At 65.8% G+C, this 16286-nt stretch carries 14 protein-coding genes; 11 read left to right on the top strand and 3 right to left on the bottom strand.

Annotation, left to right across the window (positions count from 1 at the left end; translation table 11 throughout):
• Positions 1-2 precede the first annotated feature (2 nt).
• The 9 genes from tuf to rplL all read left to right on the top strand — a co-directional run bounded on the left by tuf (position 3) and on the right by rplL (position 5404).
• Positions 3-1220 carry an elongation factor Tu gene (gene tuf / locus C8263_RS10210; protein ID WP_107138012.1) on the top strand — a complete coding sequence of 406 codons (1218 nt, stop codon included), beginning with the start codon at positions 3-5 and terminating at the stop codon, positions 1218-1220.
• 65 nt (positions 1221-1285) lie between these two features.
• Positions 1286-1840 carry a pyridoxamine 5'-phosphate oxidase family protein gene (locus tag C8263_RS10205; protein ID WP_107138011.1) on the top strand — a complete coding sequence of 185 codons (555 nt, stop codon included), beginning with the start codon at positions 1286-1288 and terminating at the stop codon, positions 1838-1840.
• A gap of 139 nt (positions 1841-1979) precedes the next feature.
• Complete coding sequence (rpmG, locus tag C8263_RS10200) at positions 1980-2147, top strand: 50S ribosomal protein L33 (RefSeq protein WP_012692576.1); 168 nt, start codon at positions 1980-1982, stop codon at positions 2145-2147.
• A 64-nt stretch (positions 2148-2211) separates the two neighbouring features.
• Positions 2212-2391 carry a preprotein translocase subunit SecE gene (gene secE / locus C8263_RS10195; protein WP_107138010.1) on the top strand — a complete coding sequence of 60 codons (180 nt, stop codon included), beginning with the start codon at positions 2212-2214 and terminating at the stop codon, positions 2389-2391.
• On the top strand, positions 2388-2960 hold the full coding sequence (nusG, locus tag C8263_RS10190; protein ID WP_107138009.1) for a transcription termination/antitermination protein NusG: 573 nt from the start codon (positions 2388-2390) through the stop codon (positions 2958-2960). Before secE ends, nusG begins: the two co-directional genes overlap by 4 nt.
• Positions 2961-3128: 168 nt before the next feature.
• A complete protein-coding gene (rplK, locus tag C8263_RS10185; protein WP_107138008.1) occupies positions 3129-3563 on the top strand; it encodes a 50S ribosomal protein L11 in 435 nt (144 codons plus the stop codon).
• Positions 3556-4257, top strand: a complete 702-nt coding sequence (gene rplA / locus C8263_RS10180) for a 50S ribosomal protein L1 (RefSeq protein ID WP_107138007.1) — start codon at positions 3556-3558, stop codon at positions 4255-4257. Before rplK ends, rplA begins: the two co-directional genes overlap by 8 nt.
• Before the next feature lie 226 nt (positions 4258-4483).
• The gene (gene rplJ / locus C8263_RS10175) at positions 4484-4981 is read left to right on the top strand and encodes a 50S ribosomal protein L10 (protein ID WP_107138006.1); all 498 of its coding nucleotides are present in this window, start codon (positions 4484-4486) and stop codon (positions 4979-4981) included.
• Between the two features lie 60 nt (positions 4982-5041).
• A complete protein-coding gene (gene rplL / locus C8263_RS10170; protein ID WP_107138005.1) occupies positions 5042-5404 on the top strand; it encodes a 50S ribosomal protein L7/L12 in 363 nt (120 codons plus the stop codon).
• Between the two features lie 132 nt (positions 5405-5536).
• Here rplL and C8263_RS10165 read toward each other — a convergent pair whose 3' ends face one another.
• The 3 genes from C8263_RS10165 to C8263_RS10155 form a co-directional block, all read right to left on the bottom strand.
• Positions 5537-6145: a variant leucine-rich repeat-containing protein gene (locus C8263_RS10165; RefSeq protein ID WP_107138004.1), complete on the bottom strand. Its 609-nt coding sequence runs from the start codon at positions 6143-6145 to the stop codon at positions 5537-5539.
• Positions 6142-6711 (bottom strand): DUF2239 family protein, encoded by a 570-nt coding sequence (locus C8263_RS10160; protein WP_107138003.1) that lies wholly within the window; start codon positions 6709-6711, stop codon positions 6142-6144. The genes C8263_RS10165 and C8263_RS10160 overlap by 4 nt, the downstream gene beginning before the upstream one ends.
• Positions 6712-6900: 189 nt before the next feature.
• The gene (locus tag C8263_RS10155) at positions 6901-7692 is read right to left on the bottom strand and encodes a hypothetical protein (protein ID WP_107138002.1); all 792 of its coding nucleotides are present in this window, start codon (positions 7690-7692) and stop codon (positions 6901-6903) included.
• A 338-nt stretch (positions 7693-8030) separates the two neighbouring features.
• Between C8263_RS10155 and rpoB the strand changes: the two genes are divergently transcribed.
• Positions 8031-11486, top strand: coding sequence for a DNA-directed RNA polymerase subunit beta (gene rpoB / locus C8263_RS10150; protein WP_199188374.1), 3456 nt, complete (start codon positions 8031-8033; stop codon positions 11484-11486).
• A gap of 124 nt (positions 11487-11610) precedes the next feature.
• The gene (locus C8263_RS10145) at positions 11611-16227 is read left to right on the top strand and encodes a DNA-directed RNA polymerase subunit beta' (RefSeq protein WP_107138001.1); all 4617 of its coding nucleotides are present in this window, start codon (positions 11611-11613) and stop codon (positions 16225-16227) included.
• Positions 16228-16286: the final 59 nt, after the last annotated feature.

Genomic DNA, 16286 nt, shown 5'->3' with positions numbered 1-16286 from the left:
ACATGGCAAAAGGAACGTTTGAACGCACGAAGCCGCACGTGAACGTGGGGACGATTGGGCACGTGGACCATGGGAAAACCACCCTGACGGCCGCCATCACCTTCACGGCCGCCGCCGCTGACCCGACCATCGAAAAGCTGGCCTACGATCAGATCGACAAGGCGCCCGAAGAAAAGGCCCGCGGCATCACCATCAACACCGCGCACGTGGAGTACAACACCCCCACCCGTCACTACAGCCACGTGGACTGCCCCGGTCACGCCGACTACGTCAAGAACATGATCACCGGAGCCGCCCAGATGGACGGCGCCATCCTGGTGGTCAGCAGCGCCGACGGCCCCATGCCCCAGACCCGCGAGCACATCCTGCTCGCCCGTCAGGTCGGCGTGCCCTACATCGTCGTGTTCATGAACAAGGTCGATATGGTCGACGACGAAGAACTGCTCGAGCTCGTGGAGATGGAAGTGCGCGAGCTGCTGAGCAAGTACGAGTTCCCCGGTGACGACCTCCCCGTGATCAAGGGCAGCGCGCTGCAGGCCCTCGAAGCCCTGCAGGGCAACCCCAAGACCGCCCGCGGCGAAAACCAGTGGGTCGACAAGATCTGGGAACTGCTCGACGCCGTGGACAGCTACATCCCCACCCCCGAGCGCGACACCGACAAGACCTTCCTGATGCCCGTCGAAGACGTCTTCACCATCACCGGGCGCGGCACCGTGGCCACCGGCCGCGTGGAGCGCGGAACTGTGAAGGTCCAGGACGAAGTGGAAATCATCGGTCTGCGCGACACGAAGAAGACCACCGTCACGGGGATCGAAATGCACCGCAAGCTGCTCGACAGCGGCATGGCCGGCGACAACGTGGGTGTGCTGCTGCGTGGCGTGGCGCGTGACGACGTGGAGCGTGGCCAGGTGCTGGCCAAGCCCGGGTCGATCAAGCCGCACACCAAGTTCGAAGCCAGCGTGTACGTGCTGAGCAAGGACGAGGGTGGCCGTCACAGCGCGTTCTTCGGTGGCTACCGCCCCCAGTTCTACTTCCGCACGACGGACGTGACCGGTGTGGTGGAACTGCCCGAAGGCGTCGAGATGGTGATGCCCGGTGACAACATCACGTTCATCGTCGAGCTGATCAAGCCCATCGCCATGGAAGAAGGCCTGCGCTTCGCCATCCGCGAAGGTGGCCGCACCGTCGGCGCTGGCGTTGTTGCCAAGGTGATTGAATAAGACCGCAAGGTCCAGGTCAGAGGCCCCCACGGGGGTCTCTTTTTTTTGGGCTGTAGGCTGGGGCCATGGGCAAACAGCTGCCGGGCATCACCGATCATCTGCAGGCGTTCATCGAGGCGCAGCCGATGTTTTTTGTGGGCACCGCCGCAGCAGACGGCCGGGTCAACGTGTCGCCCAAAGGCATGGACAGCCTGCGGGTGCTGGGGCCCAACCGGGTGGCGTGGCTCAATGTGACGGGCAGTGGCAACGAGACGGCGGCGCACCTCCGGCAGACACCGCGCATGACCCTGATGTTCTGTGCCTTTCAGGGGCCGCCGCTGATCTTGCGGCTGTACGGGCAGGCGCAGATGCTTCAGCCCGGAGAGGCGGGGTGGAGCGAGCACCTGTGCCTCTTCCCTGCCCTCCCCGGTGCCCGTCAGATCTTCGTGCTGGACGTGGACCTCGTGCAGACCTCCTGCGGCATGGCCGTGCCGCTGATGACCCTGGACCGCCAGCGCGACGAACTGAACACCTGGGCGGCGCGGCAGACGCCGGACCAGCTGGCCGACTACCAGCAGCGGAAAAACCGCCTGAGCATTGACGGTTTTCCGACCGGAATCCAGAGCACAGTGGACACCTGAGGGACCGGCCCCTATAATTCGAATGTTGCCCGCCACAAGGCGGGCTTTTACCAGCGTGGCCAGCGACAACCGGTGGCCCCCGCCCCCCCGGGACGCTGGGAGCAAATGGCCCCCAGGGGACTTTGCGAAGGAGCAGCTCATGGCGAAAGACGGCCCCCGCATCATCGTGAAAATGGAAAGCACCGCCGGCACCGGGTTCTACTACACCACCACCAAGAACCGCCGCAACACCCAGGCGAAGATGGAACTGCGCAAGTACGACCCCGTGGCGAAAAAGCACGTGGTCTTCAAAGAGAAGAAGGTCTGATCCGGCCCCCGGGCACAGCCCGCCGGCCCGCAGATCTCCCCTTTTCTCTGTCGCAGGTGAACGCATGAACTTGATTCAGTACTTCCGTGATTCGCGTGCGGAACTGTCGCGCGTTTCGTGGCCCAGCCGGGCGCAGGTGCTGGAAGGCACGCAGGCTGTGCTGATCTTCGTGGTCGCCCTGACCCTGATCGTGTACGCCCTGGACCTGCTGTTCAGCAACCTGATGCGCGTGGTGCTGCCATGAGTATCGAGTGGTACGCCGTGCACACCTACGTGGGTCAGGAAGACCGCGTGGAGCAGCACCTGATGGAACGCGCGACCAAGCTGGGCATGCGCGGCACAAAAATCTTCCAGGTGATCCAGCCGGAAGAGGAAGCCGTGGAGCTGCGCGAGGGCGGCAAGAAAGAAACCGTTCGCCGCAAGCTGTTTCCCGGCTACGTGTTCGTGCAGATGGACGTGGAAGACGATGACGCCCCCGGCGAACTGGGCGAATCCTGGGAAGTCGTGCGCGGCACCAACGGCGTGACCGGCTTCGTGGGCACCGCCACCCGTCCCGTGCCCCTCTCGCCCGACGAGGTGCAGCGCCTGCTGGCCTCGGTGGGTGTGGCCGCGCAGCCGGTCGTGGAAGAAGCGCCGCGCGTGAAGATTGACTTCAAGGCGGGCGACATGGTGCGCGTGACCAGCGGCCCCTTTGCCGACTTCAGCGGCGTGGTCAGCGAGGTCAATATGGCGCAGTCCAAGGTCAAGGTGCTGGTCAGCATCTTTGGCCGCGAGACGCCCGTGGAACTCGACTTCAGTCAGGTCGCCAAGTAAGAGTCGTGCGGGTCTGGCGGTCCCAGGCCTTGGCAAAGAGGCCACAGACCGCTACACTGAAAAAGTTGCTGTTTTCCGCCCCGGCCCAGCCGAGCGGACCAAACGGAACTTAGCGTCAGCACCCCAGTCCGCCTTCAGGCAGACGCGGGGGAGCTAAGGAGGAACCAAATGAAGAAAGTCGCAGGGTTAGTCAAACTGCAACTCCCGGCGGGCAAGGCCACCCCGGCCCCCCCCGTGGGTCCCGCGCTGGGTCAGTACGGCGCGAACATCATGGAGTTCACGAAGGCGTTCAACGCGCAGACGGCCGACAAGGGTGACGCGATCATCCCCGTCGAGATCACCATCTACGCTGACCGCTCCTTTACATTCATCACCAAGACCCCCCCCATGAGCTACCTGATTCGCAAGGCCGCCGGCCTGCAAAAGGGCAGCGCGACCCCCAACAAGGCCAAGGTCGGCAAGCTCAACTGGGACCAGGTCCTGGAAATCGCCAAGACCAAGATGCCCGACCTGAACGCGGGCAGCCTGGACGCCGCCGCCAACACCGTGGCCGGCACCGCCCGCTCCATGGGCGTGACCATCGAGGGGGCCCCCAATGCCTAAGCGTGGCAAGCGCTACGAAGCGCTGGCAGCCAAGGTGGACCGCAACAAGCAGTACACCATTGACGAAGCCGCCGCCCTGGTCAAGGACCTGGCCACCGCCAAGTTCGACGAGACCGTGGAAGTGCACTTCCGCCTGGGCATTGACCCCCGCAAGAGCGACCAGAACGTGCGCGGCACGGTGGCGCTGCCCCACGGCACCGGCCGGACCGTGCGTGTGGCCGTGATCACCAAGGGCGACAACGTGCAGGCCGCCGAAGCGGCGGGCGCCGACGTGGTGGGCAGCGAGGACCTGATTGAGCGCATTGCGGGCGGCTTCATGGACTTCGACGCCGTGGTGGCCACCCCCGACATGATGGCCCAGGTGGGTCAGAAGCTGGCCCGTCTGCTGGGGCCGCGCGGCCTGCTGCCCAACCCCAAGAGCGGCACCGTGGGCCCCGATGTAAGCGGCATGGTCAAGGGCCTCAAAGCCGGCCGCATCGAGTTCCGCAACGACAAGACGGGCGTGGTTCACGCGCCCATCGGCAAGGCCAGCTTCGAGCCCGGTAACCTCAGCGCCAACTACGCCGCCCTGCTGGGCGCGCTGGAAGCCGCCAAGCCCGGCAGCGCCAAGGGCGTGTTCCTGCGCAGCGCCTTCCTGACCACCACCATGGGCCCCAGCCTCGAGCTGAGCCTCAGCGGCGGCACGAGCGCCTAAGCGGCGCGTTGATGGTCGAAGGTTGACGGTTGAGAGAAAAAACCATCATCCATCAACGTTCAACCATCAACATCCTTCCCGGCACCCCGGTGCACCTCGCACCTTTCCAACAGGCTTTCATTCCGGCACCTATGACAGCGGGGACCCTTGCCAGGTTTAAACAGCCCGCCGAGTTGCCAGGGGCGCGACCGTGCACCTGGACTCGTTCCCACCAAGGAGGTACTGCGTGGCGAACGAAAAGAACCAGCAGACCCTCAGCGCCCTCACGGGCAGCCTCTCGGGCATTGACTCGTTTTACGTGGTCGATTACCAGGGCCTGACCGCCGGTCAGCTGAGCAAACTGCGTAAGGACATCCGCGAGAAGGGTGGGCAGCTGATTGTTGCCAAGAACACCCTGATCAACCTGGCCCTGCAAGGCGGCGGCCGTGACTTCAGCGACGCCCTCAAGGGCCCCAGCGCCATCGTGGTGGCCCAGGACGACCCCGCCGGGGTAGCCAAGGCCCTCAGCGACGCGGCCAAGGGCAACGACAAGGGCATTCCCGCCGTCAAGGCCGGCTTTGTCGAAGGCAACCGCGTGGACGTGAAAGTCGTCGAGCGGCTGGCCAGCCTGGGCAGCAAGCAGAGCCTGCAGGGCGAGCTGGTGGGCGTGCTCAGCGCGCACCTCAGCAACTTCGTGGGCATCCTCGAAGCGTACAAAGAAAAACTCGAAGGCCAGGGCGCTTAACGCCCCTGCCTTGCCCCCTCACCGGGGCACCCCCCACTTCATTTTTCGGAGGAACACATCATGGCTTACGACAAACAAGCGCTTATTGACCAACTCGGCCAGCTCACCATCATGGAACTGGCGGACCTGATTGACGGCCTGAAGGAAACCTGGGGCGTGACCGCCGCTGTGGCTGCCGGCCCCGCCGCTGGCCCCGCCGCCGCTGTGGAAGAGAAGACCGAATTTGACGTGGTGCTGGTGGACGCCGGCGCGAGCAAGATCAACGTCATTAAGGAAATCCGCGCCATCACCGGCCTGGGTCTGAAGGAAGCCAAGGACATGAGCGAGAAGGGCGGCGTGCTGAAGGAAGGCGCCAGCAAGGACGACGCCGAGAAGATCAAGGCCCAGCTGGAAGCTGCTGGCGCCAAGGTCGAACTGAAGTAAGCCCCCCTTCACCGGGAGTGCAGCCCCCAGCCCACGCGGCTGGGGGTTTTTCGTTGAGGGCCGTGTGACGGGCGGTCTGGGCGAAAACCTGCCGACTTCCCTTCAACCCAGCCCCATCCTCCTGCATCCGTATCAGGTCCAGGGCAGCAGGCACAGGCCCAGCACGAAGGCCGCCAGCCCACTCTGCTGTGCCCGGGCCAGCACCTGCCGCACAAACACCGACGCGTCCTGCGCCAGCCGCTCGGCCACGGGCCCCGGCAGATCGGGGCGGGCCGCCACGTACATGCGCACGCCGTAATCGGCGTCTGCGGCCAGCTGCGCGATCAGGGCGCCGGGCAACTCGGCGCGCGCGGCAATCCGGGCACGCACCTGCCACGCGGGGTGCGAGGCCATCTGCGCAATCTGGGCGGCGTTCAGCGCCGGGTGGGCTGCTGCCGCCGCCTGAATCTCGATGGCCGAGGCGATCAGGGCGTGCCGCAGCAGCCACGCCGGGGCCTCGGGCTGCGAGAGCAGGCGCAGCAGCGTGTGCAGCGGCACGTCCAGCAGCAATCGGGGGTGGGCCAGACGCAGCAGCGGCAGCGCCGGATTGGCCAGCACCTGCGCCGGAAAGGTGGCGGCCAGGTCTTCCAGCAGCGCCGGGGGCGTGTTCGGGTGGCCCGCGATGGCCGCGCGCAGTTCGGGCGGGGCGCCCTGGGCCAGCCGCTCCAGCTCAGCGGCCGGGGTGGTGGGCGGCAGGGTCACGGCGCGTCCCCGAGGGCAGGCGCCGCCAGATACAGCGCGTGCAGCCGCAGGTCCTCGGGCCAGCCTGCCACGTGGGCCTCGAAGGCGGCGCGGTCCCCGGCATACAGGGCCCGGCTGGCGTCCTCGGCGCCGGGCAGGTCGCCGCCCATGACCGTCAGGAAGCGGTCGGCGGCAAGGCTGGCCATCCGGCGGCGCTCGCCTTCGGGGTCAGCCTTGCGGGCCTCGTCAATCAGGCGGCGCAGCGCGGCCGAGGCGCCACTGGGGTGACTTTCCAGCCAGTCCCAGTGGCGGGGCAGCAGCGAGACCTCGCGCGAGACTACCCCCAGCCTGGGCCGCCCTGGGCCCGGCTTGGCGGCGGGAGCGTGGCGGGCCAGCACCTCATCCAGCGTGCCGCGCCAGTCGAAATCGGCGGGGCGACCCGTCTCGTCATTGAACACGATCAGCGGCTGGGTGCGCGGGCCCTCCAGGGCGTCCAGCGCTGTCTTAACGGCCCGCAGGGTCTCGGTGAGGGGTCCAGTGGCCAGGCGCTGCGGCCCCAGGAACGCCGTGTAGGTCAGCTCGCTCATGGCCGGATATTACCCAGGGAGAATAGGAAAGCGCAATATCTCCCGGGTAATAAAGATGGCCTAGCCAGACCAGCCGCCAGACCGCTGGGCCAGGGTTCAGACTGTGCAGCCGCCCCCAGCCGGTGCACCTGAGCTGGTGGGCCTGGACGTAGGCCCGCCCCCGCCAGAGCCCCGAGAGCAGCGTGGCGACTACTTCAGCTCTTTCCGGAGATCCCGCCCCAGTTGAAACCATTCCCGTTCCTGGCGGCGGTAGAGGTTGGTGGCGCGGCGTTCGGCCTTGTCCAGGGCGTCCAGCAGGGCGCGGGCCTCGTCCCGGCGGCCCTGCCGGACCAGATAGGCGGCGTAGCGGGCGCGGGGTTCCTCGGTGGTGGCGGCGTTCAGGGCCTCCCGGTAAGCGGTGTCGGCCTCGGGCTGGCCCTGGGCCTCCTGGGCCTGGGCCAGCAGGGTTAACGTGCGGGTGCGGGTGGCGGCGCTGGCCTTCAGGTCCACCCGGCGCAGCTTGGCCTCGGCCTGCGCGGCCTGCCCGCGCGCGAGGTCCAGTTCGGCGCTGGTGAGCAGAACGACGGGGTCGTCGGCGTAGATGCCGCTCAGCAGCGGGCTGAGGGTGGCCTGGGCGTCATCGGGGCGCCCGGCGCGGGCCTGCAGGGCCGCCAGATCGGCGCGGCGCTGCAGGGTGTCGCTTTCAGCCAGTTCCGCCTGGGCTTCGCGGATGCGCAGGTCCAGGGGCTTGAGGGCCTCCACACCGCGCGCCACGGCCCGCCCGGCCACCTGCCCGCCCCCACGCGCGGCAGGCAGCAGCACCATGAAGGTGTACACCGCCGCGAACGCCAGCCCGAACAGCCCGCCGAACAGCGCGCCAAACGCCAGCATGACGATCCAGAACACCTGTTGCCGCGTGACAATGGCGTGAATCAGGCCGATGATGGCCAGCACACGCAGGGCATTGACGATCAGGGGCAGGTACGGTTGCAGGGCGTCCACGTCCCCATGCTACGGGCCGCGCCCCCTCGACACCGGCAGATCTGCTGGCTTTTCATGAAGACGGCGGCTTGACGCCGCCCCAGTCTTTTGGGCAGACTGCCGGGCACAGCCTCACAAGGCGCCCCGCGCGCTCGGTTTGACCGGTCTCCCCTTCTGGGTGTAGACTCCTCTGTGCTGACCATGATGGGTCGGGCAGGAGTTCTTTGCGAGAAGCGGCTCGGCAAAGTTAAGCACGACGAAATGGGAACGTGGCCGGAGGGCTGCGCGTCCCGGCTGCGCCTTTTGACGCCCCAGCAAGGGCCGCAGCCAGTCTCCACAGGGTGCCCCACGAGGTGGACATGAGTTTGAGCAAAAAAGGACCGCGTATTGAGCGGTTCGGTGACATTGCGGACGTAATTCCGCTGCCCAACCTGACCGAGATTCAGGTGAACTCTTTCCGGGCCTTTCTGCAGGAAGACAAGGCGCCCGACGCCCGCGACTACACGGGCCTGCAGAGCGCCTTTAAAGAAGTCTTCCCGATTGACGAGACCGAAAAGGGCCGCTCCACGGGCCTGGTGCTGGACTTCCTGGAATACCGCCTGGGCGAGCCGCCGTACACCCCCGAGGAGTGCCGCGAAAAGGACGTCACCTACCAGGCGCCCATGTACGCCAAGCTGCAGCTGATTCACAAGGACAGCGGCCTGATCAAGGAAGACCAGGTGTTCCTGGGCGACCTGCCCCTGATGACCGAGGACGGCTCCTTTGTTATCAACGGCGCCGACCGCGTGATCATCTCGCAGATTCACCGCTCGCCCGGCGTGTACTTCACGAGCTCCTACAAGGGCATCAAGAAGATGTATACCGGCGCCATCATTCCCATGCCCAAGCGCGGCCCCTGGATTGAGCTGGAGTTTGCCGGCGGCATTCTGGAAATGAAGGTGAACAAGCGCAAGTTCCCTGTGGCCATGCTGCTGCGCGTGCTGGGCTACGACGACGCGAGCCTGAAATCGCTGTTCACGGAGTTTGAGCCCGAGATGGAACTTCCCGAGGACAAGAGCGCGGGCATGGGCGCGGATGAAGCCCTGCTGCGCCTGTTCACGGTGCTGCGTCCCGGTGACCCGCCCAAGCGCGACAAGGCCATTCAGTACCTGTACGGCCTGCTGGCCGACCCCCGCCGCTATGACCTGGGCGAGCCTGGCCGCTTCAAGATGAACACCAAGCTGGGCGTCAGCCGCCCCGAGCGCACCCTGCTGAACTTCCAGGACGGCAAGTTCACGGACGCTGGCCTGGTGGACACCATTCGCTACCTGATGGCGCTGCAATACGGGCGCGAGACCGTGGGCATGGTGGACGCGGACGGCGTGATTCAGGACGTGCCGGTGTCCGAAGACGACATTGACCACCTGGGCAACCGCCGCGTGCGCACCGTGGGCGAACTGCTGGCCGACCAGCTGCGCGTGGGCATGGGCCGCATGGCGCGTGGCGTGCGCGAGCGCATGCTGCTGGGTAACCCCGACGCCGCGACCCCCACCAAACTGGTGAACAACCGCCCCATCGTGGCGGCCATGCGCGAGTTCTTCGGACGCAGCCAGCTCTCGCAGTTCAAGGACCAGACCAACCCCCTGTCGGACCTGCGCCACAAGCGCCGTATCTCCGCGCTGGGGCCGGGCGGTCTGACCCGCGAGCGCGCCGGCTTCGACGTGCGCGACGTGCACCGGACCCACTACGGCCGTATCTGCCCGATTGAAACGCCCGAAGGCGCGAACATCGGTCTGATTTCTTCGCTGGCCTCTTACGCCAAGGTGAACGACCTGGGCTTCATTGAGGCGCCCTACCGCAAGGTGGCGGGCGGCAAGGTCAGTGACGACGTGGTGTACATGACGGCCGACATTGAAGACCGCTACACCGTGGCGCAGGCGAACAGCCCACTGCAGCCCGACGGCACCTTCAGTGACGAGCGCGTACTGGCCCGCCGCAAGGGTGATCCCCTCTGGTACACGCCCGAAGAAGTGGATTACATGGACGTGTCGCCCAAGCAGATCGTCTCGATCAACACGTCCCTGATTCCCTTCCTGGAGCACGACGACGCCAACCGCGCCCTCATGGGGTCCAACATGCAGTCGCAGGCCGTGCCCCTGGTGCGCGCCGACAGCCCTGCCGTGGGCACGGGCGTGGAGCGCCGCGTGGTGACCGACAGCGGCACCAGCGTGGTCAGCGACGTGACTGGCCGCGTGACCTACGTGGACGCCCGCGTGATTCAGATCACCCTGACCGAGGACGCCCCCGAAGTCGGCATGAACACCGGCAACGTGCGCACCTTTGAACTCGTGCGCTTTACCCGCTCCAACCAGGGCACCAACCTCGACCAGCACCCGATTGTAGACACAGGCGACACCGTGACGGCCGGGCAAGTGATTGCCGACGGCCCCGCCTCCGACCTGGGCCGCCTCGCCCTGGGCCAGAACATCACGATTGCCATCATGCCGTTTGACGGCTTCAACTTCGAAGACGCCATCTGCATCTCTGAGGGTCTGGTGCGCAAGGACTTCTACACCTCCGTCCACATTGAAAAGGACGAGATCGAAGCCCGCGACACCAAGCTGGGGCCGGAAAAGATCACCCGCGATATTCCCGGTCTGTCCGAGGCCGCGCTGCGCGACCTGGATGAAGACGGCATCGTGCGTGTGGGCGCCGAAGTCAAGCCCGGCGACATTCTGGTGGGCAAGACCTCCTTCAAGGGCGAGAGCGAGCCGACCCCTGAAGAGCGCCTGCTGAGAAGCATCTTCGGTGAGAAGGCCCGTGAAGTGAAAGACACCTCGCTGCGCGTGCAGTCCGGCCAGGGCGGCATCGTGGTGAAGACCGTGCGCTTCCGCCGCGGCGACGAAGGTGTGGACCTGAAGCCCGGCGTGCGTGAAATGGTGCGCGTGTACGTGGCCCAGAAGCGCCAGCTGCAGGTGGGCGACAAGGTGGCCAACCGCCACGGGAACAAGGGCGTGGTCTCCAAGATCATGGCCCCCGAGGACATGCCCTACCTGGAAGACGGCACCCCCGTTGACCTCGTGTTCAACCCGCTGGGCGTGCCCAGCCGCATGAACCTGGGCCAGATTCTGGAAACGCACCTGGGTGAAGTGGCGCGCCTGACCGGCCAGAAGTTCGAGACCCCCGTGTTCGACTCGGTGACCGAGGCGACCATCAAGGAAATGCTGGAAGTGGCCGCCGCCGAGCGCATCCAGGCCCGCAAAGACGAGGGCTTCGAGCTTGACAAGCGCGAGCAGGAAGTGCTGGACCGCGCCGCCAAGCTGGGGGTCATCCGTGACGCCCAGGGCGACTACGAGAAAGCCCAGATGGAACTGTCACGCACCGGCAAGAGCGTGCTGTATGACGGCCGCACCGGCGAGCCCATCAGTGGCCCCGTGGTGGTCGGCACCATGTACGTGATGAAGCTCTACCACATGGTGGAAGACAAACTGCACGCCCGCTCCACTGGCCCGTACAGCCTGATTACCCAGCAGCCGCTGGGCGGCAAGGCGCAGTTCGGTGGTCAGCGCTTCGGGGAAATGGAAGTGTGGGCGCTGGAAGCGTACGGCGCCGCGCACACCCTGCAGGAAATGCTCACGATCAAGTCCGACGACATTGATGGCCGCGACGCCGCTTACCAGAGCATCGTCAAGGGCGAGGAAGTCTCGGGCAGCACCATCCCCGAGTCCTTCAAGGTGCTCGTCAAGGAGCTTCACTCGCTGGGGCTGGACGTGGAAGTCCTGGATCAGGGTGACCGCGCGGTGGACATCTTCGAAGGCATGATGCCCAAACGCTGAGCGCGCCGCAGATGGCTGAAGGCCGATGGCAGATTGCCAGAAGAGCTTCAGCATTCGCAAGAGCCTCGTCTTGAGCCATCTGCTTTCTGCCATTTGCCATCTGCGTAACTCCGAAGGAGTTTGAATGAAAGATTTCAGCAAAGTCCGTATCGCCATTGCCAGCCCGGAGAAGATCCGCGAGTGGAGCTTTGGCGAGGTTGAAAAACCCGAAACCATCAATTACCGCACCCTGAAGCCCGAGCGCGAGGGTCTGTTTGACGAGCGCATCTTCGGGCCGCAGAAGGACTACGAGTGCGCCTGCGGGAAGTACAAGCGCCAGCGCTATGAAGGCAAGGTCTGCGAGCGCTGCGGAGTGGAAGTCACCAGCAGCAAGGTGCGCCGCTACCGCATGGGCCACATTGACCTGGCCACGCCCGCCGCGCACATCTGGTACGTCAAGGACACGCCCAGCAAGATCGGCACGCTGCTGGACCTCTCGGCCGGCCAGCTGGAAAAGGTGCTGTACTTCAGCTCCTTCCTGGTGACCGACCCCCGCAACGCCCAGAAAGACGGCCGCCCCCTCAAGCGCGGCGAGCTGCTCTCGGACGACGAGTACCGCGAACTGCGCTTTGGCCGTCAGGAAACCTACGCCCTGACCGGCGGCGTGGAAGCCGAAGTGCGTGACGGCGAGTACGTGACGCGCGGGCAGATCCTGGGCGGCAACGTGGTCTCCAAGATGGACGGTCTGGCCCAGTACCGCTTCCCCCGCCGCGCCGTGATTGCCTACGCTGAGGAAGTTGAAGCCACCCTGCCGCTGCCCGCCGACGTGCTGGTGGAGCAGGACGCCTTCCGCGCCGGTGAAATTCTGGCCGAGCTGGAAGCCGACGTGCAGATCACCGCTCCCGTGGGCGGCACCACCGTGCTGCACGACATGGGCGAAGACAGCGTGATGGTGGAGCTGCGCGAGGGCGTGGACGAGGAAGGCAGCCCCAGCGGTGAAGTCTTGAGCCGCGTGTACGTGCCCCACGGCATGAACGTGCACGTCGTGCACGGCGAGATCGTGGACGCGGGCGCCGTGCTGGCCGACGCTTCAGGCGGCACCCGCCTGCGCGTGAGCCGCGACAGCCGCCTGAGCGGTGTGACCTTCCCCAAGAAGGGCGACGTGAAGGTCACCGCCCACTGGACCCGCCGCAGCGAGTACCCCATCAACCCCACCATGCACGTGCTGGTCGGGGACGGCAGCGAGGTCAAGAAGGGCCAGAAGGTCATTGGCGCCATTGACGTGGAAGAGCAGATCACCGCCGAGGCCAACGGCGTGATCACCCTGCACAACCCCGCCAGCATCATCGTCTCCAAGGCCAAGGTGTACACCTACGAGGACGAGCCCCTGGTCGTGAACGGCGACCGCGTGGAGCCGGGCGACGAACTGGCCGACTCCGGCGAGCTGCGCAGCGACATCTCGGGCCGCATCGAGATTGACCTGGTGCGCAAGCAGGTGCGCGTCATCGAGTCCTACGACTTCGAGGCCAAGATGGGCGCCGAGGCGGTCAAGGAGCTGCTGGACGACCTCAACCTGGACGTGCTGGAAGCCGAGCTGAACGAGATGATGAAGGACAGCTCGCGCCACAAGCGCGCCAAGGCCCGCAAGCGGCTGGAAGTGACCCGCGCGTTCAAGCGCAGCGGCAACAACCCCAGCTGGATGATCCTGAACACCGTGCCGGTGATGCCGCCGGATCTGCGCCCCATGGTGCAGGTGGACGGGGGCCGCTTTGCCACCAGTGACCTGAACGACCTGTACCGCCGCCTGATCAACCGCAACAACCGCCTGAAGAAGCTGATGAGCCAGGGCGCGCCGGACATGATCATCCGCAACGAAAAGCGCATGCTGCAGGAAGCCGTAGACGCGCTGATCGACAACGGCCGCCGCGGTAGCCCCGTGACCAACCCCGGCTCTGACCGCAGCCTGCGCTCGCTGACCGACCTGCTCGGCGGCAAGCAGGGCCGCTTCCGCCAGAACCTGCTGGGCAAGCGCGTGGACTACTCCGGCCGCTCGGTGATCGTGGTGGGCCCGCAGCTCAAGCTGCACCAGTGCGGTGTGCCCAAGCGCATGGCGCTCGAACTCTTTAAGCCCTTCCTGTTCAAGGTGCTGGAAGAGAAGGGCGAAGTCACCAACATCAAGCAGGCCCGCAAGATGCTCGAGCGCTACCGCGATACCCGCGACAGCGTATGGGACGCTCTGGAAGAGGTCATTGAGGACAAGGTCGTGCTGCTCAACCGCGCGCCCACCCTGCACCGACTGGGCATTCAGGCGTTCGAGCCGGTGCTGGTGGAAGGCCAGTCCATCCAGCTGCACCCGCTGGTCTGTGAAGCCTTCAACGCCGACTTCGACGGTGATCAGATGGCCATTCACGTCCCCCTGAGCGCCCAGGCGCAGGCCGAGGCGCGCATCCAGATGCTCAGCGCCCACAACCTGCTGTCGCCCGCGAACGGCGAGCCGAACGTGAAGCCCAGCCGCGACATCATTCTCGGCATCTTTACCCTGACCCTGCTGCGCAGGGACAACCTGGGCGCCGGCACCGAGTTTGCAGACGCGCAGGAAGCGCTGGCCGCGCTGGACAACGGCAAGGTGGCGCTGAACAGCCCCATCACCGTGGCGGGCCAGGAACTCAGCCCCGGGCGCCTGAAGTACGTCTTCTCCAACCCCGACGAGGCCATCATGGCCGTCGAGCGCGGCGAGATTGACCACCAGGACCATGTCCGCATCCGCCTGAACGGCGTGACCTACGACACCAGCGCCGGGCGCGTGATGTTCCGCCGCATTGTGCAAGAAGCCCTGGGCGCGCAGGCGCACCTCGTGGACACCCTGGTGAACCTGGAAACCGCCTACGAAAAAGACCACCTGAAAGACATGGTCATGGCGTGCTTCAAGCACCTCGGCATCGAGGCCACCGCCGGGCTGCTCGACGGCCTGAAGGACGCGGGCTTCAAGCTCTCCACGACCTCGGGGATCACGATTGGCATTGACGACATCGTGATTCCGCCTGCCAAGGCCGGGATTCTGGCCGAAGCGGACGCCAAGGTGGCAGAAATCGAGCAGAACTTCGAGTTCGGCTTCATGACTGAAGAAGAGCGCTACAAGCAGGTTGTGCAGCTCTGGAACGACACCAAGGACGAAGTCAAGAACGCCATGTTCGAGAACTTCGGCACCAACTACCCGTTCAACCCGCTGTGGATCATGAGCCTGTCGGGCGCGCGTGGTAACGCCCAGCAGATCACCCAGCTGGCCGGGATGCGCGGCCTGATGGCCCGCCCCGACGGCAGCACGATTGAAGTGCCGATTCGCGCGTCGTTCCGCGAAGGTCTGTCGGTGCTGGAATACTTCATCTCCACCCACGGGGCCCGTAAGGGTGGCGCCGACACCGCGCTCCGCACCGCCGACTCCGGCTACCTGACCCGTAAGCTGGTGGACGTGGCCCACGAAGTCGTTGTGCGCGACGTGGACTGCGGCACCACCGACTACACCTCCATGCCGCTGGGCGCCCTGGACGAGCGGACCGGCGAGTGGCGCACCCGCAAGGCCAGCGAGATCGAAACCAGCATCTATGGCCGCACCCTGGCCGACAGCGTGCAGGTAGAAGGCCACACCATCGAGGCCGGCGAGATGCTGAGCCTGGAAGACGTCAAGGCCATTACCCGCAACGCCAAGACCCTGCAGAGCGTGTTCGTGCGCACCCCGCTGAACTGCCGCGTGAAGAGCGGCGTGTGCCAGAAGTGCTACGGGTACGACCTGTCGCAGGCCAAGCCCGTGAGCATGGGCGAAGCCGTGGGCGTGGTGGCCGCCGAATCTATCGGTGAGCCCGGTACGCAGCTGACCATGCGCACCTTCCACACCGGGGGCGTGGCCGGCAGCGGCGGCGGCGACATCACCATGGGTCTGCCCCGCGTGATCGAGCTGTTCGAGGCCCGCAAGCCCAAGACCAGCGCGGCTGTGGCCGACCGTGACGGCGTGGTGCGGATTGAGGAGGAAGAAGAGCGTTACCTCGTGCGCATTGAGGCCGACGACGACCAGTACTCCAGCAAGACCGCCACCAAGATCAGCAAGGGCCTGCGCCTGATCGTGCGTGACGGTGACCGCGTGGAGGCCGGCCAGGCCCTGACGCGCGGCGCGATTAACCCCCACGACCTGCTGCTGTACAAAGACACGGACGCCGCTCAGCGTTACCTGGTGGAAGAAGTGCAGCGTGTGTACCGCAGCCAGGGCGTGAAGGTGCACGACAAGCACATTGAAATCATCGTGCGCCAGATGCTGCGCTGGGTGGAGGTCACCGACGGCGGCAACACCGAGCTGCTTGAGGGCCAGACCGTCGAGCGCTGGGAAGTGGACCAGGCCAACGACGCGCTGGGCGAGGACACCACCCCCGCCAGCTGGAAGCCAGTTCTGCTGGGCATCACCAAGAGCAGCCTGACCACCAAGTCGTGGCTGTCGGCGGCCAGCTTCCAGCACACCACCCACGTGCTGACCGAAGCCAGCATGAAGGGTCAGGTGGACGACCTGATCGGCCTGAAGGAAAACGTCATTCTGGGCAAACTGATTCCCGCCGGTACGGGTCTGATGACCGTCCGCGAGATGCAGGTGGCCGACGACCGCACGCTGGAGAAGTACGGCGAGGGCAGCACCAGCACCGATTCGGTGACGGGCGACCGCTCCTACGACGACACCCGCCCCGGCACCGTGAACGACAACGTGACGTACACAAGCTAAGGGCAGATGGCTGATCGCTGAAGGCCGACAGCAAAGACCCCCACCTGGGCACGGGTGGG

The sequence above is a fragment of the Deinococcus arcticus genome (assembly GCF_003028415.1).
Lineage (GTDB): Bacteria > Deinococcota > Deinococci > Deinococcales > Deinococcaceae > Deinococcus > Deinococcus arcticus.
Note: the sequence above shows the minus strand (reverse complement) of the source record. Positions and strands in the feature narration are given on the sequence as shown.

Bases quoted from the DNA above. Each gene is read 5' to 3' on its own strand.
- tuf (WP_107138012.1), top strand. From the start codon at position 3: ATGGCAAAAGGAACGTTTGAACGCACGAAGCCGCACGTGAACGTGGGG.
- C8263_RS10205 (WP_107138011.1), top strand. From the start codon at position 1,286: ATGGGCAAACAGCTGCCGGGCATCACCGATCATCTGCAGGCGTTCATC.
- rpmG (WP_012692576.1), top strand. From the start codon at position 1,980: ATGGCGAAAGACGGCCCCCGCATCATCGTGAAAATGGAAAGCACCGCC.
- secE (WP_107138010.1), top strand. From the start codon at position 2,212: ATGAACTTGATTCAGTACTTCCGTGATTCGCGTGCGGAACTGTCGCGC.
- nusG (WP_107138009.1), top strand. From the start codon at position 2,388: ATGAGTATCGAGTGGTACGCCGTGCACACCTACGTGGGTCAGGAAGAC.
- rplK (WP_107138008.1), top strand. From the start codon at position 3,129: ATGAAGAAAGTCGCAGGGTTAGTCAAACTGCAACTCCCGGCGGGCAAG.
- rplA (WP_107138007.1), top strand. From the start codon at position 3,556: ATGCCTAAGCGTGGCAAGCGCTACGAAGCGCTGGCAGCCAAGGTGGAC.
- rplL (WP_107138005.1), top strand. From the start codon at position 5,042: ATGGCTTACGACAAACAAGCGCTTATTGACCAACTCGGCCAGCTCACC.
- C8263_RS10160 (WP_107138003.1), bottom strand. From the start codon at position 6,711: ATGAGCGAGCTGACCTACACGGCGTTCCTGGGGCCGCAGCGCCTGGCC.
- rpoB (WP_199188374.1), top strand. From the start codon at position 8,031: ATGAGTTTGAGCAAAAAAGGACCGCGTATTGAGCGGTTCGGTGACATT.
- C8263_RS10145 (WP_107138001.1), top strand. From the start codon at position 11,611: ATGAAAGATTTCAGCAAAGTCCGTATCGCCATTGCCAGCCCGGAGAAG.